Source organism: Streptomyces griseoviridis, assembly GCF_005222485.1.
GTDB classification, from domain to species: domain Bacteria; phylum Actinomycetota; class Actinomycetes; order Streptomycetales; family Streptomycetaceae; genus Streptomyces; species Streptomyces hintoniae.
In genome coordinates this window covers 5,106,282-5,121,883 of the sequence record NZ_CP029078.1, presented here as the reverse complement: position 1 = coordinate 5,121,883, position 15,602 = coordinate 5,106,282, and the positions used below count along the sequence as shown (strand labels likewise).

At 72.4% G+C, this 15,602-nt stretch carries 14 protein-coding genes; 7 read left to right on the top strand and 7 right to left on the bottom strand.

Annotated elements, in window-relative coordinates:
• Positions 1 to 202: 202 nt before the first annotated feature.
• A complete protein-coding gene (locus DDJ31_RS22065; RefSeq protein WP_127178615.1) occupies positions 203 to 673 on the bottom strand; it encodes a hypothetical protein in 471 nt (156 codons plus the stop codon).
• Between the two features lie 109 nt (positions 674 to 782).
• On the opposite strand from DDJ31_RS22065, the gene DDJ31_RS22060 reads away from it, so the two are divergent.
• From DDJ31_RS22060 to DDJ31_RS22050, 3 genes are read left to right on the top strand one after another with little or no spacing between them, the layout of a single operon-like run.
• Positions 783 to 1,121 (top strand): YnfA family protein, encoded by a 339-nt coding sequence (locus DDJ31_RS22060; RefSeq protein ID WP_127178616.1) that lies wholly within the window; start codon positions 783 to 785, stop codon positions 1,119 to 1,121.
• Between the two features lie 53 nt (positions 1,122 to 1,174).
• The gene (locus DDJ31_RS22055; RefSeq protein WP_127178617.1) at positions 1,175 to 1,942 is read left to right on the top strand and encodes an SDR family NAD(P)-dependent oxidoreductase; all 768 of its coding nucleotides are present in this window, start codon (positions 1,175 to 1,177) and stop codon (positions 1,940 to 1,942) included.
• Positions 1,942 to 2,082 (top strand): hypothetical protein, encoded by a 141-nt coding sequence (locus DDJ31_RS22050; protein WP_164784915.1) that lies wholly within the window; start codon positions 1,942 to 1,944, stop codon positions 2,080 to 2,082. Before DDJ31_RS22055 ends, DDJ31_RS22050 begins: the two co-directional genes overlap by 1 nt.
• A gap of 46 nt (positions 2,083 to 2,128) precedes the next feature.
• Here DDJ31_RS22050 and DDJ31_RS22045 read toward each other — a convergent pair whose 3' ends face one another.
• A complete protein-coding gene (locus DDJ31_RS22045; protein WP_127178618.1) occupies positions 2,129 to 3,322 on the bottom strand; it encodes an RtcB family protein in 1,194 nt (397 codons plus the stop codon).
• A gap of 239 nt (positions 3,323 to 3,561) precedes the next feature.
• Here DDJ31_RS22045 and DDJ31_RS22040 point away from each other — a divergent pair, with 239 nt between their 5' ends.
• The 3 genes from DDJ31_RS22040 (at position 3,562) to DDJ31_RS22030 (ending at position 6,971) form a co-directional block, all read left to right on the top strand.
• On the top strand, positions 3,562 to 4,386 hold the full coding sequence (locus DDJ31_RS22040) for a DUF3558 domain-containing protein (protein ID WP_171480879.1): 825 nt from the start codon (positions 3,562 to 3,564) through the stop codon (positions 4,384 to 4,386).
• A 133-nt stretch (positions 4,387 to 4,519) separates the two neighbouring features.
• Positions 4,520 to 5,455: a DUF3558 domain-containing protein gene (locus tag DDJ31_RS22035; protein ID WP_127178619.1), complete on the top strand. Its 936-nt coding sequence runs from the start codon at positions 4,520 to 4,522 to the stop codon at positions 5,453 to 5,455.
• A gap of 109 nt (positions 5,456 to 5,564) precedes the next feature.
• Complete coding sequence (locus tag DDJ31_RS22030) at positions 5,565 to 6,971, top strand: DUF2637 domain-containing protein (protein WP_171480878.1); 1,407 nt, start codon at positions 5,565 to 5,567, stop codon at positions 6,969 to 6,971.
• A 147-nt stretch (positions 6,972 to 7,118) separates the two neighbouring features.
• On the opposite strand, the gene lysS is transcribed toward DDJ31_RS22030, so the two are convergent.
• The gene (lysS, locus tag DDJ31_RS22025; RefSeq protein WP_127178620.1) at positions 7,119 to 8,858 is read right to left on the bottom strand and encodes a lysine--tRNA ligase; all 1,740 of its coding nucleotides are present in this window, start codon (positions 8,856 to 8,858) and stop codon (positions 7,119 to 7,121) included.
• Between the two features lie 147 nt (positions 8,859 to 9,005).
• Here lysS and argS point away from each other — a divergent pair, with 147 nt between their 5' ends.
• Complete coding sequence (argS, locus tag DDJ31_RS22020; RefSeq protein ID WP_127178621.1) at positions 9,006 to 10,778, top strand: arginine--tRNA ligase; 1,773 nt, start codon at positions 9,006 to 9,008, stop codon at positions 10,776 to 10,778.
• A 191-nt stretch (positions 10,779 to 10,969) separates the two neighbouring features.
• Here the strand turns inward: argS and DDJ31_RS22015 are convergent, their stop codons facing one another.
• From DDJ31_RS22015 to hemB, 4 genes are all read right to left on the bottom strand, one after another.
• A complete protein-coding gene (locus tag DDJ31_RS22015; RefSeq protein ID WP_127178622.1) occupies positions 10,970 to 11,773 on the bottom strand; it encodes a DUF4253 domain-containing protein in 804 nt (267 codons plus the stop codon).
• 72 nt (positions 11,774 to 11,845) lie between these two features.
• Entirely contained in the window at positions 11,846 to 13,069 is a 1,224-nt protein-coding gene (locus DDJ31_RS22010; RefSeq protein ID WP_171480877.1) for a PLP-dependent aminotransferase family protein, read from the bottom strand.
• Positions 13,070 to 13,195: 126 nt separating this feature from the next.
• On the bottom strand, positions 13,196 to 14,098 hold the full coding sequence (locus DDJ31_RS22005; RefSeq protein ID WP_127178623.1) for an SAM-dependent methyltransferase: 903 nt from the start codon (positions 14,096 to 14,098) through the stop codon (positions 13,196 to 13,198).
• A gap of 491 nt (positions 14,099 to 14,589) precedes the next feature.
• Positions 14,590 to 15,582, bottom strand: coding sequence for a porphobilinogen synthase (gene hemB / locus DDJ31_RS22000; RefSeq protein WP_127178624.1), 993 nt, complete (start codon positions 15,580 to 15,582; stop codon positions 14,590 to 14,592).
• Positions 15,583 to 15,602 lie beyond the last annotated feature (20 nt).

Genomic DNA, 15,602 nt, shown 5'->3' with positions numbered 1-15,602 from the left:
GTTGTTGACGGTTCAACTATACCGCCCAACGACGAGAGGGCCACCCCTATTCCCCGGCCGCTCGCGAGCGGTGCTCCCCGGCCCCCGTGGCGCCCGGCCGCGGCGCTCCCCAGCCCGCGAGGCGCCCCGGAGCGGTGCTCCCCAGCCCCCGAGGCGCCCCGCAGCGGCGCTCCCCAGCCCCCGAGGCCCCCGGCCGCGGTGCTCAGAAGTGGTACTCGTCCCCCGTGTCCAGCACCAGCACCCGCTGCCGGTCGTTGTCCCGGTTGCGGTCCACCGCTCCCCCGCTCCACGCCGTGTCCAGGTCCATCCGCACCTCGGACGGCGCTCCCCGCAGCCGGACCCTGAGCCTGATCTCCTCGCCGACGTCGTCCGCGGCCAGCGCCGCCACCCGGCACAGCACCACCCGCGCCCCGGAGCGCGCGCACCCGGCGGGCAGCGTCTGGCCGTCGGCCGGCGGCCGGGACCAGCGCAGCAGCACGGACGTCTCCGGCACCGCCGAAGGACCGTGGTTGCGGGGCGTGACCCGCACGTCGAGCAGCCCGCCCGCCATGGTCGCGGCACCGTGATAGGCGAGGTCGGCCTCCGGCGCCCCGACCGCCGCCGCCCGGGGCGCGAGCCCGCAGGCCGCCGCGAGCCCCGCCACCGCCGCGGTGATCCCCCGTACCGTTCGCATGCCATCACTCCTCACTCGCCCCGCGCGGGCGGACGTACCGATGTATGCCACGTCACGGACCCGGCAGGCGCCGTCCAAGGGGTGACGCGGGGCGTGCGAGGCTGCTGCCATGCTGATCGCCCGCTCCGCCGCCCTCTTCGTCGTCGCCGCCCTCTTCGAGATCGGCGGGGCCTGGCTGGTCTGGCAGGGGGTGCGGGAGCACCGGGGCTGGCTGTGGATCACCGGCGGCATCCTGGCCCTCGGCGCCTACGGTTTCGTCGCCACCTTCCAGCCCGACGCCCACTTCGGGCGGATCCTCGCCGCGTACGGCGGGATCTTCGTCGCCGGTTCGATCCTGTGGGGCATGGCCGCCGACGGCTACCGGCCCGACCGCTACGACGTGACGGGCGCGGTGGTCTGCCTGGCCGGCATGGCGGTGATCATGTGGGCGCCGAGGAACGGCGGCTGACGGTCGCCTAATCTGAGGGGAGCAGCACGCAGCCGAGCCCCCAGGAGCAGCCCATGGCCCCCGCAGCCACCTCCCGCATCGCCGTCGTCACCGGTGCGAGCGGCGGCATCGGAGCGGCCACCGCACGGCGGCTCGCCGCCGCCGGGTACCGGGTGGTGCTGACCGCGCGCCGCAAGGACCGGATCGAGGCGGTCGCCGAGGAGATCGGCGCGGCGGGCGGCGCGGCGACGGCGTACCAGCTGGACGTCACGGACCGGGCCGCGGTCGACGAGTTCGCGACGGCGTTCGGGACGATCGGGGTGCTGGTGAACAACGCGGGCGGCGCGCTGGGCGCCGACCCGGTGGCCACCGGTGACCCGGCCGACTGGCGCACGATGTACGAGACGAACGTCATCGGCACCCTCAACCTCACCCAGGCGCTGCTGCCGAAGCTGGAGGCGAGCGGCGACGGCACGGTCGTCGTCGTCTCGTCGACGGCCGGGCACGGCACCTACGAGGGCGGCGGCGGTTATGTCGCCGCCAAGCACGGCGCGCACGTCCTCGCGGAGACGCTGCGGCTCGAGATCGTCGGCCGTCCGGTGCGGGTCATCGAGATCGCGCCCGGCATGGTGAAGACCGACGAGTTCGCGCTGACCCGCTTCGGCGGCGACGCGGAGCGGGCGGCGAAGGTCTACGAGGGCGTCGCCGAGCCGCTGACCGCGGACGACGTGGCCGACACCATCGCCTGGGCGGTCACCCGCCCGAGCCACGTCAACGTCGATCTGCTGGTGCTGCGTCCGCGCGCCCAGGCGTCGAACACGAAGGTGCACCGGGACGTGTGATGACGAGCGACGAGGAACGCGGCCGGCTCGACCTGGAGAAGAAGCGCGAGCGGTACGTCTGGTACTACCTCGCGTACTTCCTCTTCGGCATCCACATCGTCGCGTTCGTGATGATCTACGCGGTCCGGCACGCCAAGTAGCGCGCCGGACACGGCCGTTGCGGCTGCCGCGGGGGCAGCCGGCTCCTCAGCCCTTCACGCAGACGACCTGCTTCAGCTTCGCCACCACCTCGACGAGGTCCCGCTGCTGCTCGATGACCTGGTCGATGGACTTGTAGGCGGCCGGGATCTCGTCCACCACACCGGAGTCCTTGCGGCACTCCACGCCCCGGGTCTGGTCCTCCAGGTCCCGGGTGGAGAAGCGGCGCTTGGCGGCGTTGCGGCTCATCCGCCGACCGGCGCCGTGCGACGCGGAGTTGAAGGACTTCGCGTTCCCGAGGCCCTTCACGATGTACGACCCGGTGCCCATCGAACCCGGGATGATCCCGAACTCGCCCGAGCCGGCCCGGATCGCGCCCTTGCGGGTGACGAGCAGGTCCATCCCGTCGTAGCGCTCCTCGGCGACGTAGTTGTGGTGGGCGCTGATCTCCGGCTCGAAGACGGGCTTCGCCTTCTTGAACTCCTTCCGGACCACGTCCTTCAGGAGCGCCATCATGATCGAGCGGTTGTGCCTGGCGTACTCCTGCGCCCAGAACAGGTCGTTGCGGTAGGCCGCCATCTGCGGGGTGTCCGCGACGAACACGGCCAGGTCGCGGTCGACCAGGCCCTGGTTGTGCGGGAGTCCCCTGGCCACGCCGATGTGGTGCTCGGCCAGCTCCTTGCCGATGTTGCGGGAACCGGAGTGCAGCATGAGCCAGACCGCGCCCCCGGTGTCGGTGCAGACCTCCACGAAGTGGTTGCCCGAGCCGAGCGTCCCCATCTGCTTCCCGGCCCGCTCGTGCCGGAACCTGACCGCCTCGGCGACCGAGTCGAACCGGCCCCAGAAGTCGTCCCACCCGGCGGTGGCCATGCCGTGGAAGCGGCCGGGCTCGACCGGGTCGTCGTGCATCCCGCGCCCCACCGGGATGGCCTGCTCGATCTTCGAGCGCAGCCGCGAGAGGTCCCCGGGCAGGTCGTTCGCCGTGAGCGAGGTGCGCACCGCCGACATCCCGCAGCCGATGTCCACCCCGACCGCCGCCGGGCACACCGCGTCCCGCATGGCGATCACGGACCCGACGGTGGCGCCCTTGCCGTAATGCACGTCCGGCATGACGGCGAGGCCCTTGATCCAGGGCAGGGTGGCGACGTTGCGCAGCTGCTGGAGCGCGACGTCCTCGACCGACGCCGGGTCGGCCCACATCCGGATGGGGACCTGCGCCCCCGGTATCTCCACGTACGACATCTCGTCCCCCTTTTTTCCCCGACACCCCCGGAACAGCTCGGGAATATCACCCGATACACAACAGAAGCCTTGAATCGCAAAACCGGTGCCAGGGTCAGCGAAATGGGACAGCGGACCGGCATCCACGGCCATGCGTGCGATAGACATTGTCTCCAGCGGTCACCCCGCCACGGCAAGCGAATAACCAGCGGGGACACTGGAGGAACGGCGACCCCGCCCCCGTCGAGAGGAGCCTGACCGTGCAGCGGAAGGCCTATGTACCCGGTGTCGCCGCGCTCCTGGCGGCACTGCTGGCCGGCTGCACCGGCGGCTCGGGCGGTTCCGGGTCGACCGACGACGCCAACCCGGGCGACGGCGGCACCGCCACGGCGGCGCCCCAGCCGGGCAAGTACCGCACGCTCCCCGAGCCCTGCGGGGTGGTCGGCCACGGCACCCTCGACTCCCTGCTGCCCGGCATCCCGCAACTGACCGACGACGAGCTGCGGGACAAGGCGTACGAGGGCGAGGCGACCCTCACCTACGACACCGACCGCAAGGTCGGCTGCCGGTGGAAGGTCCAGTCGGCGGACGCCACCGACCACCTCCTCGTCGACTTCGAACGGGTCGTCTCCTACGACAACTCCGTCAGCGACGACACCCAGGCCCAGGAGGTCTTCGCGGTCCGCAGGGACGCCGCCCACCTCCCCGAGCCCGCCGCCTCCGAGGCCGCGAGCCCCAGCCCGACCGGGAGCACCGCGGCCGGCCCCTCCCCCAACGGCTCCGCGTCCGCCTCGGCGACCGGCTCGCCGTCCGCCTCCGCCTCCTCCTCGGCGACCCCGGCCGACCTCCAGCCGCGGGTCCTCGGCGGCCTCGGCGACGAGGCGTTCCTCGACGACGGCCTCAACAGCGCGGGTTCGACGGCCAGGCAGCGCACGGTGACTGTGGCGTTCCGCACGTCCAACGTCATCGTGACCGTCGAGTACGTCGAGCAGCCGGTCACCGTCAAAACGGTCCCCGACAGCAAGGAAATGCAGGACAGGGCCAGGAAACTGGCGGTCCAGCTGGCCGGCAGGCTGGGCGTCTGAGGGCCGCTCGGGCGCCGGGCCGCCCCCCGCGCGAAACGGGCCGAACAGGACCGCCTTCCCGCCCCACCGCGTACGGTGGCCCCTCGGAACCGATCCGACGGCAGGAACCACCAGCGTCATGAGTGAAGGAACCATGCAGCGAGCAGCGGACCGAGATGCCCGACGAGACCCGCGCGCCCCGCGGGGGAAGCGCCTGACCCGCGCCCTGGTGGGCGCGACGGCTGTCCCGCTGGTCCTGCTCGCGGCCGGCTGCTCCTCCGGCTCCGACGACAGCGGCGCCGACTCGGGCGGCGGCAAGAACGCCGGCGCCTCGTCCGCCTCGCCCTCCGTCAGCGCCTCCCCGACCGTCCAGCCCGCGGCCTACCGCAAGCTGCCGGGCGCGTGCGCGGTGCTGTCGAAGAAGTCGCTGTCCTCGCTCGTCCCGAAGGCCGGCACGTCCGGCAAGGAGGGCAACTCCAACGACACGCAGGCGCGCACCAGTTGCTCCTGGAGCAGCCTCGACGACAACGGCGTCAAGGGCTCGCAGTTCCGCTGGCTCAGCGTCTCGCTGCTGCGCTTCGAGTCGGACGTCACCCGCGGCGAGGGCGACAAGCTGGCCGAGGCGTACTACCAGAAGCAGATCGGTGACGCCCAGTCCGTCGAGGGCGCCAAGAACGCCAAGGCGCAGCCGCTGACCGGCACCGGCGACCAGGCGACCGCGGTGGGCTACGACCTGAAGAAGAAGGAGGGCGCCTTCAAGCAGCAGACGGTCGTCGCCCGGGTCGAGAACGTCGTCGTCACCCTCGACTACAACGGCGCGGGACTGGCGGGCGAGAAGACCCCGGACGCCGACGCCCTCGCCAAGTCCGCGCAGAAGGCGGCCAAGGAGGTCGTCGCGGCGGTCGCCTCGGCCAACGGCGACACGGTGGACCAGCCGGCCGAGGGACCCTCCGAGTCCGCGACGGCGTCCCCGTCGGCGAAGCCGTCCACGTCGCCGTCGGACGCCAAGTCCTCGAAGTCCGGTGCGTCCGCGAAGTCCTCGGGGTCCTCGGAGTCCGCGAAGTCTCCTGCCGCCGACGACAAGAACTGACCTCCGCACCACCGCCGTTCCACGTCCGCCGCACACATGTGCCACCCTGTTGCGCGCAACAGCACGCAAGGGGAGGGGAGTACGGGTGGCCGCGCCACAGCTGACTCGGATGCACCGCGTTCTCATCGGCGTGGTGGTGACCGGTGCGGTGATCATCGCCGGCATCGGCTTCGCCGGTTCGTACGCCGCCGTCCGCGAACTGGCCCTCAAGAAGGGCTTCGGGAACTTCTCGTACGTGTTCCCGATCGGTATCGACGCGGGTATCTGCGTCCTGCTCGCCCTCGATCTGCTGCTGACGTGGATCCGGATACCGTTCCCGCTGCTGCGCCAGACGGCGTGGCTGCTGACGGCGGCGACGATCGCGTTCAACGGCGCCGCCGCCTGGCCCGATCCGCTGGGCACCGGCATGCACGCGGTGATACCGGTGCTCTTCGTGGTCGCCGTCGAGGCGGCCAGGCACGCGATCGGGCGGATGGCCGACATCACGGCCGACCGGCACATGGAGGGCGTCCGCATCACCCGCTGGGTGCTCTCGCCGCTGCCGACGTTCCTGCTGTGGCGGCGGATGAAGCTGTGGGAGCTGCGCTCCTACGAGCAGGTCATCAAGCTGGAGCAGGAGCGGCTGGTCTACCAGGCCAGGCTGCGCTCCCGGTTCGGCCGCGCCTGGCGCCGCAAGGCGCCGGTGGAGTCCCTGATGCCGCTGCGGCTGGCCCGCTACGGCGTCCCGCTCGCGGAGACGGCCCCCGCGGGTCTCGCGGCGGCCGGGATCGAACCGGTCCTGCTGCCGCCTGCGCCCCGGCTCGAGGCGGCCCACGAGCCGGAACGGCAGGCCGCGCCCGCCCTGGAGAGCACCCCGGCGCCGGTTCGCGAGCAGCTCCCCGCGCCCACCGCGGACGAGCCAGGCGACCGGCAGCAGCAGCCGCAGCAGCCGCAAACACAGGCACAGGCACAGGCACAGGCACAGGAGTACGCCGAGGCCGAGCCGCGCAGCCAGTGGCTCCAGGCCCGGGACCCGCAGTCCGTCGCCTACCAGGGCGGCTACGACCCGACGTACGACCCGGATGCCGCGTACCGGGAGTGGTTCGCGGAGCAGGAGCAGGCCGAACAGGCCCAGCGGTACGAAGAGGAGCAGCAGTTCGCGCGGCAGCTCCGGTTCGAGCAGCGGCGGTTCCCGCCGCAGCGGCAGGAGCAGGAGCCGGAGTTCCCCGCCCGGCAGGACGAGGAGCAGCTCCCGGAGCCCGAGCCCTCCCCTGAGGACACCGGCACGTTCCAGATCCCGTCGGGTCCTGGCCGTACCCGTGAGCTGGGCGCGGGTGGCGGCACCGAGCCGGACGTGGACGACTACTACCTGGTCTTCAAGAAGTCGATAGACGGCAGCTACCCGACCCCGCGCGAGTTCGGCGAGAACATCGAGGCGGAGTTCGGCACCGTCCTCCCCCCGGAGGAGACGAAGCGCCTGGTCACCACCTTCACCAACCGCTACAACGCGGAGCTGGAGGAGGACCACATCGCGTGACGCGGGCCGCGCCGGCCGCGCCCATGAGGCTCGCGAGGAACATGAGCCACACGAGACCCCCGAGGCCCACGAGACCCTCGAGGCCCATGAGGCCCATGAGGAAGGGGCCCTCCGTACCGGTGGAGGGCCCCTTCCTCATGTCCTTGACTACTGCCCGAGCAGGGCCCGCACCCGCTCCTGCCCGACCGCCAGCAGCAGCGTGGGCAGCCGGGGACCGGTGTCACGGCTGACCAGCAGCCGGTACAGCAGCGCGAAGAACGTCCGCTGGGCCGTCTTGATCTCCGGCGGCAGCTCCTTGGGGCCCGCGTCGGCGGAGAAGCCGGCCTGGACCTTCGGCACGCCGTAGACGAGGTGCGTCAGGCCGTCGAGCGACCAGTGGTCCTCCAGGCCGTCGAGCAGCAGCCGCAGCGAGCGCAGGGACGCGTCGTCGAGGGACTTCAGCAGCTCCCCGTCGGGCTCGGCGCGCACGATGGTCCGCTGGTCGGCGGGGACGTGCGTGTTGATCCACGCCTCGGCCCTGTCGTAGCGGGGCCTGGCCTCCGCGAGGGAGGTCAGCGGGTGCTCGGGGTCCAGCTCGCTGAGGATGCGCAGCGCCTGGTCCTGGTGGCCCGCGGTGACGTCGGCGACGGACGCCAGTGTGCGGTACGGCAGCGGGCGCGGGGTGCGCGGCAGCTCACCGGCGGCGGTGCCGATCGCGCGGGCGTGCGCGGCGACGTCACCGGGGAGCGCGGAACCGTCGGCGACCTTGGCGTCGAGCTTGTCCCACTCGTCGTAGAGCCGCTGGATCTCCTGGTCGAAGGCGATCTTGAAGGACTGGTTGGGACGGCGCCTGGCGTACAGCCAGCGCAGCAGCTGCGGCTCCATGATCTGGAGCGCGTCGGCGGGCGTCGGGACGCCGCCCTTGCTGCTGGACATCTTCGCCATGCCGCTGATCCCGACGAACGCGTACATCGGCCCGATCGGCCGCTCGCCGCCGAAGATCCCGACGATCTGCCCGCCGACCTGGAAGCTGGAGCCTGGCGAGGAGTGGTCGACGCCGCTGGGCTCGAAGACCACGCCCTCGTAGGCCCAGCGCATCGGCCAGTCGACCTTCCAGACCAGCTTGCCGCGGTTGAACTCGGTCAGCCGCACGGTCTCCGAGAAGCCGCACGCCGCGCAGGTGTACGTCAGCTCGGTGGTGTCGTCGTCGTAGCCGGTGACGGTCGTGAGGTCCTTGCCGCAGCCGCCGCAGTACGGCTTGTACGGGAAGTAGCCGGAGGAGCCGGTGCCGTCGTCCTCGTCGGCCGCGCCCGACCCCTCGGCGGCCTCCAGCTCGGCCTCGTCGACGGCCTTCTGCTGCTGCTTCTTCGGCGGCTGCTGCTTGGTCCGGTACTGGGCGAGCACGGCGTCGATGTCGGCGCGGTGCTTCATGGCGTGCAGGATCTGCTCGCGGTAGACGCCCGAGGTGTACTGCGCGGTCTGGCTGATCCCGTCGAACTCGACGCCCAGCTCGCCGAGCGAGGCGACCATGGCGGCCTTGAAGTGCTCGGCCCAGTTCGGGTGCGCGGAGCCGGCCGGGGCCGGGACCGAGGTGAGCGGCTTGCCGATGTGCTCCGCCCAGGACTCGTCGACGCCCGCGACACCGGCGGGCACCTTGCGGTAGCGGTCGTAGTCGTCCCACGAGATCAGGTGCCGCACCTCGTGGCCGCGGCGGCGCACCTCGTCGGCGACCAGGTGCGGGGTCATGACCTCGCGCAGGTTGCCGAGGTGGATCGGCCCGGACGGCGAGAGACCCGACGCGACGACGACCGGTTTGCCCGGGGACCGACGCTCCGACTCCTCGATGACCTCGTCCGCGAAACGGGAGACCCAGTCGGTGGTCTCGGTGCTCTGAGCCACGATCGGCACGTCCTTCTTTCCTCTTGGGCAGCCGGTACGGTCGCACGGCTGACCTCCCCAGTCTCCCAGACGGGTCCGCACCGGGGAAAACGGCTTTACCCCCCGTGGAATACTGGGTGGGTCTATCCATTCCACGAGGAGAACGGCTCCCACTTCATGGCCTCGGTCACGTCCCTCAGCGACTCCGTACAGCAGCAGCTCGCGTCCGCCCTCTCGGCCACCCTGCCGGAGGCCGCCGGAGCGGACCCGCTGCTGCGACGAAGCGACCGGGCTGACTTCCAGGCGAACGGCATCCTGGCGCTCGCCAAGAAGGCCAAGGCGAACCCCCGGGAGCTGGCGCTGCGGGTGGTCTCCGAGGTGGCCACGGGGGACGAGCTGATCAAGGACGTCGAGGTCTCCGGGCCCGGCTTCCTCAACGTCACCGTCAGCGACCGGGCGATCGTGGCGAACCTCGCCGCGCGCTCCGCCGACGGCGCGCGCCTGGGTGTGCCGCGGGCCGAGGCGCCGGGCACCACGGTCATCGACTACGCCCAGCCGAACGTGGCGAAGGAGATGCACGTCGGGCACCTGCGGTCCGCGGTGATCGGCGACGCGGTGGTGCAGATCCTGGAGTTCACGGGCGAGAAGGTGGTCCGCAGGCACCACATCGGCGACTGGGGCACCCAGTTCGGCATGCTCATCCAGTACCTGGACGAGCACCCGAGCGAGCTGGACCACAAGGGCGGCGACGGCGTCAGCGGCGAGGAGGCGATGTCCAACCTCGACCGCCTCTACAAGGCCGCCCGCAAACTCTTCGACTCCGACGAGGAGTTCAAGACCCGGGCCAGGCGCCGGGTGGTCGACCTCCAGGCCGGTGAGCCGCGCACGCTGGCGACCTGGCAGCGGTTCGTGGACGAGTCGAAGATCTACTTCTTCTCCGTCTTCGAGAAGCTGGACATGGAGGTCCACGACGAGGACATCGTCGGCGAGTCCGGCTACAACGACATGCTGCACGAGACGTGCGGGCTCCTGGAGGAGTCGGGTGTCGCGGTCCGCTCGGAGGGCGCGCTGTGCGTGTTCTTCGACGACATCAAGGGCCCGGACGGCAACCCGGTCCCGCTGATCGTGCAGAAGTCCGACGGCGGCTTCGGCTACGCGGCCACCGACCTGTCGGCGATCCGCGACCGGGTCTTCCGGCTGAAGGCGGACACCCTGCTGTACGTGGTCGACGCCCGGCAGGCGCTGCACTTCCGGATGGTCTTCGAGACCGCCCGGCGGGCCGGCTGGCTGAACGACACGGTGAAGGCGCACCAGTTGGCCTTCGGCACGGTCCTCGGCAAGGACGGCAAGCCGTTCAAGACGCGTGCGGGTGAGACCGTCAAGCTGGAGGATCTGCTCGACGAGGCGGTCGACCGGGCGACGGCCGTGGTCAGGGAGAAGGCCGAGAAGGTCGGCCTGACCGAGGACGAGATCGTCGAGAACGGCCGGTACGTCGGCGTCGGCGCGGTCAAGTACGCCGACCTGTCGACGTCCGCGGTGCGGGACTACAAGTTCGACCTGGACCAGATGGTCTCGCTCAACGGCGACACGTCGGTCTACCTCCAGTACGCGTACGCCCGCGTCCAGTCCATCCTGCGCAAGGCGGGCGAGGCCCGTCCCGCCGCCCACCCGGAACTGGAACTGGCCCCGGCGGAGCGGGCGTTGGGCCTGCACCTGGACCGGTTCGCGGAGACGCTGCGGGAGGCGGGCGCGTCCTACGAGCCGCACAAGCTGGCCGCGTACCTGTACCAGCTGGCGTCGGCGCTGACGACGTTCTACGACCAGTGCCCGGTCCTGAAGGCCGACACCCCCGAGCAGGTGGAGAACCGCCTGTTCCTGATCGACCTGACGGCCAGGACCCTGCACCAGGGCATGGCCCTGCTGGGCATCAGGACGCCCGACAGGCTCTGACCGGCCGGGGTCGGTCCGGGCGGCCCGGTGCCGTCCGGCGCGGCCGAGGTCGGTCCGGGCGGCCCGGTGCCGTCCGGCGCGGCCCAGTGCCGTCCGGCGCGGCCCGGTGCCGTCCGGCGCGGCCCGGTGCCGACCGGCGCGGCCCAGTGCCGACCGGCGCCGTCCGGGCCGCCCGTCGGGGTGGCCGTCCGTCAGTCCCACCAGAAGTGCCAGAGGCGCTCCCCGATCAGGCCCCGGGCGTACGACTCCAGGGTGGCGCCGTCGTCCGGCAGGACCGTGTACGGGCAGAACGCGTAGTGCTCGGCGGTGAGTGCCTCCGCCTCCGCGGGGCCGGCCGGCGGGGCCGCAACCGAGACGGCGAGGTGGTCGTGGCCGAGCGCGACGACCCGTATCCCGAAGCGGTCCTCCCAGGAGCGCAGCACCGCGCAGAGGCGGGCGACATCCTCCTCGTGGTCGACGGGCCCCGACCAGCCGAGGGCCGCCGGGATGTCGGCGCTGCGGCGGGCCGGGACCAGCGCCAGATGCGGCCGCCGCAGCCAGGGCAGCCCCTCGGTGAGGGTGTCCGCGACCTCGGCCGCCCGGGTGTCCGGATCGGCGACCAGCTTGGGGGCGTCCGCGAGCCCCGGCCACTCCGCGCCGCCCTCACCATCCGCGCCGCCTGCGTCGTACGCCTCCCACAGCTCCGCCAGGACGTCCTCGGCGTCGTGGTCGCCCGGGTACGACGTCTGGTCGGGCGCCAACTCCCAGTCCTCGGGGCCGCCTTGGCCCGAGCCGAGGTCGACGAGGACCGGCAGCAGCCCGGCCCGCCCGGCCGGGGCGCCCAGCGCGGCCCAGCCGCCGGGACCCGCGGGCACGTCGGCGCGCCACAGCAGCGGCTCGTGCCAGGGGCCGTCGATCGTGGTGTCCAGCAGCCTGCCGGGCGGGAGTTGGAGCCCGAGCGACCGCCCGCTCGGGTCGGACGCCAGCTTGGGCAGGGGGTTGGGGAGTGTCGCCATGCCGAAGACTGTAGGACCCGGCACTGACAACGCCCCGCGCACGACGACCACTTCACCCCGCCCGACGCGCGCTCAGCCCTCCCGAAGTCCCTCCCGAAGTCCCTCCCCCAGCCGCCGCAGCCCCTCCCCGATCTCCCGCGGTGTCTGCGTCACGAAGCAGAGGCGCAGGGTCGAGCGGTCGGGGGTGCCGGCGTAGAAGGGGGCGCCGGGGACGTACGCCACGTCGTGGCCGACCACCCGCGGCAGCAGCGCGGTCGTGTCGTACCCGGCCGGGAGCGCGGCCCACAGGAACATCCCGCCCGCGGGCCGCTCCCACACCGATCCCTCGGGCAGCGCGTCCGGCAGGCCGGCCAGCATGGCGTCCCGGCGTTCGCGGTAGGCGGCGGCCACCCGGGCGACATGGGCGTCGAGGTCCCGGTCGGCCAGATAGCGGGCGGCGGCGAGCTGGTTGACGGTCGGGGTGTGCAGGTCGGCGGCCTGTTTGGCGACCGCGCAGGCCCGCCGCAGCCCCTCGGGCGCCCGCAGCCAGCCCAGCCGCAGGCCCGGCGCCATCACCTTGGAGAACGAGCCGAGCAGCACGGTCCGGTCGGCGGCCCCGGGGAAGGACGCGATCCACGGCATCCGCTCGCCCTCGAAGCGCAGCTCGCCGTACGGGTCGTCCTCGACGATCCACACGCCCCGGCGGGCGGCGACGTCGGCGACGGCCGCCCGGCGCGCGGCGGGCAGGGTGCGGCCGGTCGGGTTCTGGAAGGTGGGCACGGTGTAGAAGAGTTTCGGCCGCTCCCGGACGACGAGTTCCTCAAGCGCCCGCGGGTCGACGCCGTCGGCGTCCCCCGGCACCGCCACGATCCGCGCGCCCGCGAAGCCGAAGGCCTGGAGCGCCGCCAGGTAGCAGGGCTCCTCGACCAGCACGGTGTCCCCGGGTTCCAGGAGCGCGGTGGCGAGCAGGGACAGCGCCTGCTGCGAGCCGGTGGTCACGAGGATGTCGTCGGCCGCGGTCGGCAGCCCGCGGGCCCGGGTGCGGGCGGCCAGTGCCTCCCGCAGCACCGGTTCGCCCTCGGTGGTCGAGTACTGCAGGGCCCGTCCCGGCTGCTCGGCGAGGACCGCCCGGTAGGCCGCCGCGATGCCCTCGGCGTCGAACAGCTCGGGGGCGGGCAGCCCGCCCGCGAAGTTGACGACCTCGGGGCGGGCGGTGACGGCGAGGATGTCCCGTACCGGGGAGCCGCCGATCACCCTGGCCCGTGCCGCGAGGGGCGGCACGGGGGCGCTGCTGAGGGCGGGTTCGGCGACGGTCATGGCACGGCTCCCAGGCTGTGTGGCGTCCGGTGTGCCCGCAGCCTAGAGAGATACGTGCCGAGTACAGGGAGAATTCCGGGATGTGGACGGGCGGGCCGCAGCGCCGCGCCCGGCACGCCCCGCCCCTCACGCCTTGGCGCCGACCCCGCCGTACACGTTGATGTCGGCGTCCGTGACGTCGTTGATGTCCGCGTACCTGACCCGCTCGATGGCGTCGAGGGACTCCAGGTACGCGGCGTCCGGCTGGTCGGGCACCGGCGCCGCGTGGTCCGCGCGCCAGTGGTGGGCCGGGACGACACCGGGCTCGTCCAGGGTGAGGGAGCTGTCCGTGAAGAACCGCTCGACGTCGGCCCGGGAGCGCAGCACGAAGGTGAACCCGCGCTCGGTGTAGGTCCGCTGCACGGCGCGGATGTTCTCCGGGTTGAGGTCCTCGGTGAGGTGGCTGAGGACCAGCCGGCTGCCGGGCGGCAGCGCCTCGACCAGTTCCCGCACGATCGGGTACGCCTGCTCGTCCTCGACGAAGTGCAGGATCGCCACCAGGCACAGCGCGATCGGCTGGTCGAAGTCGAGGGTCTTGCCGGCCTTCTCGAGGATCTCCGACGGCGTCATGAAGTCCGCGTCGATGTAGTCGGTCATGCCCTCGGGGCCGCTGGTGAGCAGGGCGCGCGCGTGGGCGAGGACGACCGGGTCGTTGTCGACGTACACCACCCGGGAGTCCGGGATGATCCGCTGGGCGATCGTGTGGACGTTCTCCGCGGTGGGCAGCCCGGTGCCGATGTCGAGGAACTGGCGGATGCCGTCCTCGGTGGCGAGCCGGGTCACCGCGCGGCGCATGAAGTCGCGGTTGTGCCGGACGTCGAGGTAGCCGCGCGGGTTGGCGGCGAGCGCGGCGGCGGCGGCCGCGCGGTCCACGGGGTAGTTGTCCTTGCCGCCGAGGAAGACGTCGTAGACACGCGCCGGGTGGGCCTTGGTGGTGTCGATCCTCCTTCTCAGCTCGGCGGGGTCCTGGCTGAGGGCGTCACCGGACATGGGCGTCTCCCGTCCTGGGGCCGACGGTGCGGCCCGGGTGGGTGCGGGCAGGCGTCGGCGGGGGTGTGTGCGTGCTGCGCTGGTTCAATGGAAAACCAGTGGTCAACAACCTAACTCCACAACCGACTTGATGGTGCCCAGCGGCCCGACTCCGGTTCCCCGCGTCCCGTGGACCGTCCCCCGGGGACGACGTCCTCGCAGGTCGGAGCGGTTGTGGACGGTCCCGCGTCCCGAATCCCCGGCCAAGGCTGGCCCCGCCCCTTCCGCACCGCGCAAGCTGGAGGCATCCACCGCAACCGCCTCCGACCGAGAGGGTCGACGTCCCATGTCCGCACGCCCGCCGTCCTCCGCCGCCCGGCTGCTCCTGACCTCCCTGGCCGTCGCGGCCACCCTGACCCTGACGGCCTGCGAGGACGGTGAGGGGCTGCGCGACGAGGGGCCGTCCACGGCGGGAGTCCCCACCGCGACGGCCCCCGGCACGTCGTCGTCGCTCACACCAGCTTCTGAGCGGCCTCCACGGCCCAGTAGGTGAGGATGGTGCGCGCCCCGGCCCGCTTGATGCCGGTCAGCGCCTCCACGATCGCCCGGTCCCGGTCGATCCAGCCGCGCTCGGCGGCGGCCTCGATCATCGCGTACTCGCCGGAGATCTGGTAGGCGGCGACCGGCACGTCCACGGTGTCCGCGACCCTGGCCAGGATGTCGAGGTAGGGTCCCGCGGGCTTGACCATCACGAGGTCGGCGCCCTCCTCCAGGTCGAGGGCCAGCTCGCGCAGCGACTCGCGGAGGTTGGCGGGGTCCTGCTGGTACGTCTTGCGGTCCCCCTGGAGGGACGATCCGACGGCCTCGCGGAAGGGGCCGTAGAAGGCGGAGGCGTACTTCACGGCGTAGGCGAGGATCGCGACGTCCTCCCGCCCGATCTGGTCGAGCGCGTCCCTGACGACGCCGATCTGGCCGTCCATCATGCCGCTCGGCCCGACCACGTGGGCGCCCGCGTCGGCCTGCACCTGGGCCATCTCGGCGTACCGCTCCAGGGTGGCGTCGTTGTCGACGCGCCCCTGTGCGTCGAGGACACCGCAGTGGCCGTGGTCGGTGGTCTCGTCGAGGCAGAGGTCGGACATCACGAGCAGGTCGTCGCCGACCTCGGCCCGCACGTCCCGCAGCGCGACCTGGAGGATGCCGTCCGGGTCGGTGCCCGCCGTGCCCACGGCGTCCTTCTTCGCGTCCTCGGGCACGCCGAACAGCATGATCCCGGAGATCCCGGCGGCGACGGCCTCGGCGGCGGCCTTCTTCAGGCTGTCCCGGGTGTGCTGCACGACCCCGGGCATCGCCTCGATCGGCACGGGCTCGCTGACGCCCTCGCGCACGAACGCCGGGAGGATGAAGTCCGCGGGGTGCAGCCGGGTCTCGGCGACCATGCGGCGCATGACGGGGGTGGTCCGCAGCCGCCGGGGACGCGAACCGGGGAAAGAGCCGTACTTCGTCATGCCGTCTACGCTACGCCCGC

Excerpts from the sequence above, each read along its gene's own strand:
- DDJ31_RS22030 (WP_171480878.1), top strand. The coding sequence starts at position 5,565 with ATGCACCGCGTTCTCATCGGCGTGGTGGTGACCGGTGCGGTGATCATC.
- DDJ31_RS22010 (WP_171480877.1), bottom strand. The coding sequence starts at position 13,069 with ATGACCGTCGCCGAACCCGCCCTCAGCAGCGCCCCCGTGCCGCCCCTC.
- DDJ31_RS22035 (WP_127178619.1), top strand. The coding sequence starts at position 4,520 with ATGCAGCGAGCAGCGGACCGAGATGCCCGACGAGACCCGCGCGCCCCG.
- DDJ31_RS22060 (WP_127178616.1), top strand. The coding sequence starts at position 783 with ATGCTGATCGCCCGCTCCGCCGCCCTCTTCGTCGTCGCCGCCCTCTTC.
- DDJ31_RS22055 (WP_127178617.1), top strand. The coding sequence starts at position 1,175 with ATGGCCCCCGCAGCCACCTCCCGCATCGCCGTCGTCACCGGTGCGAGC.
- DDJ31_RS22065 (WP_127178615.1), bottom strand. The coding sequence starts at position 673 with ATGCGAACGGTACGGGGGATCACCGCGGCGGTGGCGGGGCTCGCGGCG.
- DDJ31_RS22050 (WP_164784915.1), top strand. The coding sequence starts at position 1,942 with ATGACGAGCGACGAGGAACGCGGCCGGCTCGACCTGGAGAAGAAGCGC.
- DDJ31_RS22005 (WP_127178623.1), bottom strand. The coding sequence starts at position 14,098 with ATGTCCGGTGACGCCCTCAGCCAGGACCCCGCCGAGCTGAGAAGGAGG.
- hemB (WP_127178624.1), bottom strand. The coding sequence starts at position 15,582 with ATGACGAAGTACGGCTCTTTCCCCGGTTCGCGTCCCCGGCGGCTGCGG.
- DDJ31_RS22045 (WP_127178618.1), bottom strand. The coding sequence starts at position 3,322 with ATGTCGTACGTGGAGATACCGGGGGCGCAGGTCCCCATCCGGATGTGG.
- argS (WP_127178621.1), top strand. The coding sequence starts at position 9,006 with ATGGCCTCGGTCACGTCCCTCAGCGACTCCGTACAGCAGCAGCTCGCG.
- DDJ31_RS22015 (WP_127178622.1), bottom strand. The coding sequence starts at position 11,773 with ATGGCGACACTCCCCAACCCCCTGCCCAAGCTGGCGTCCGACCCGAGC.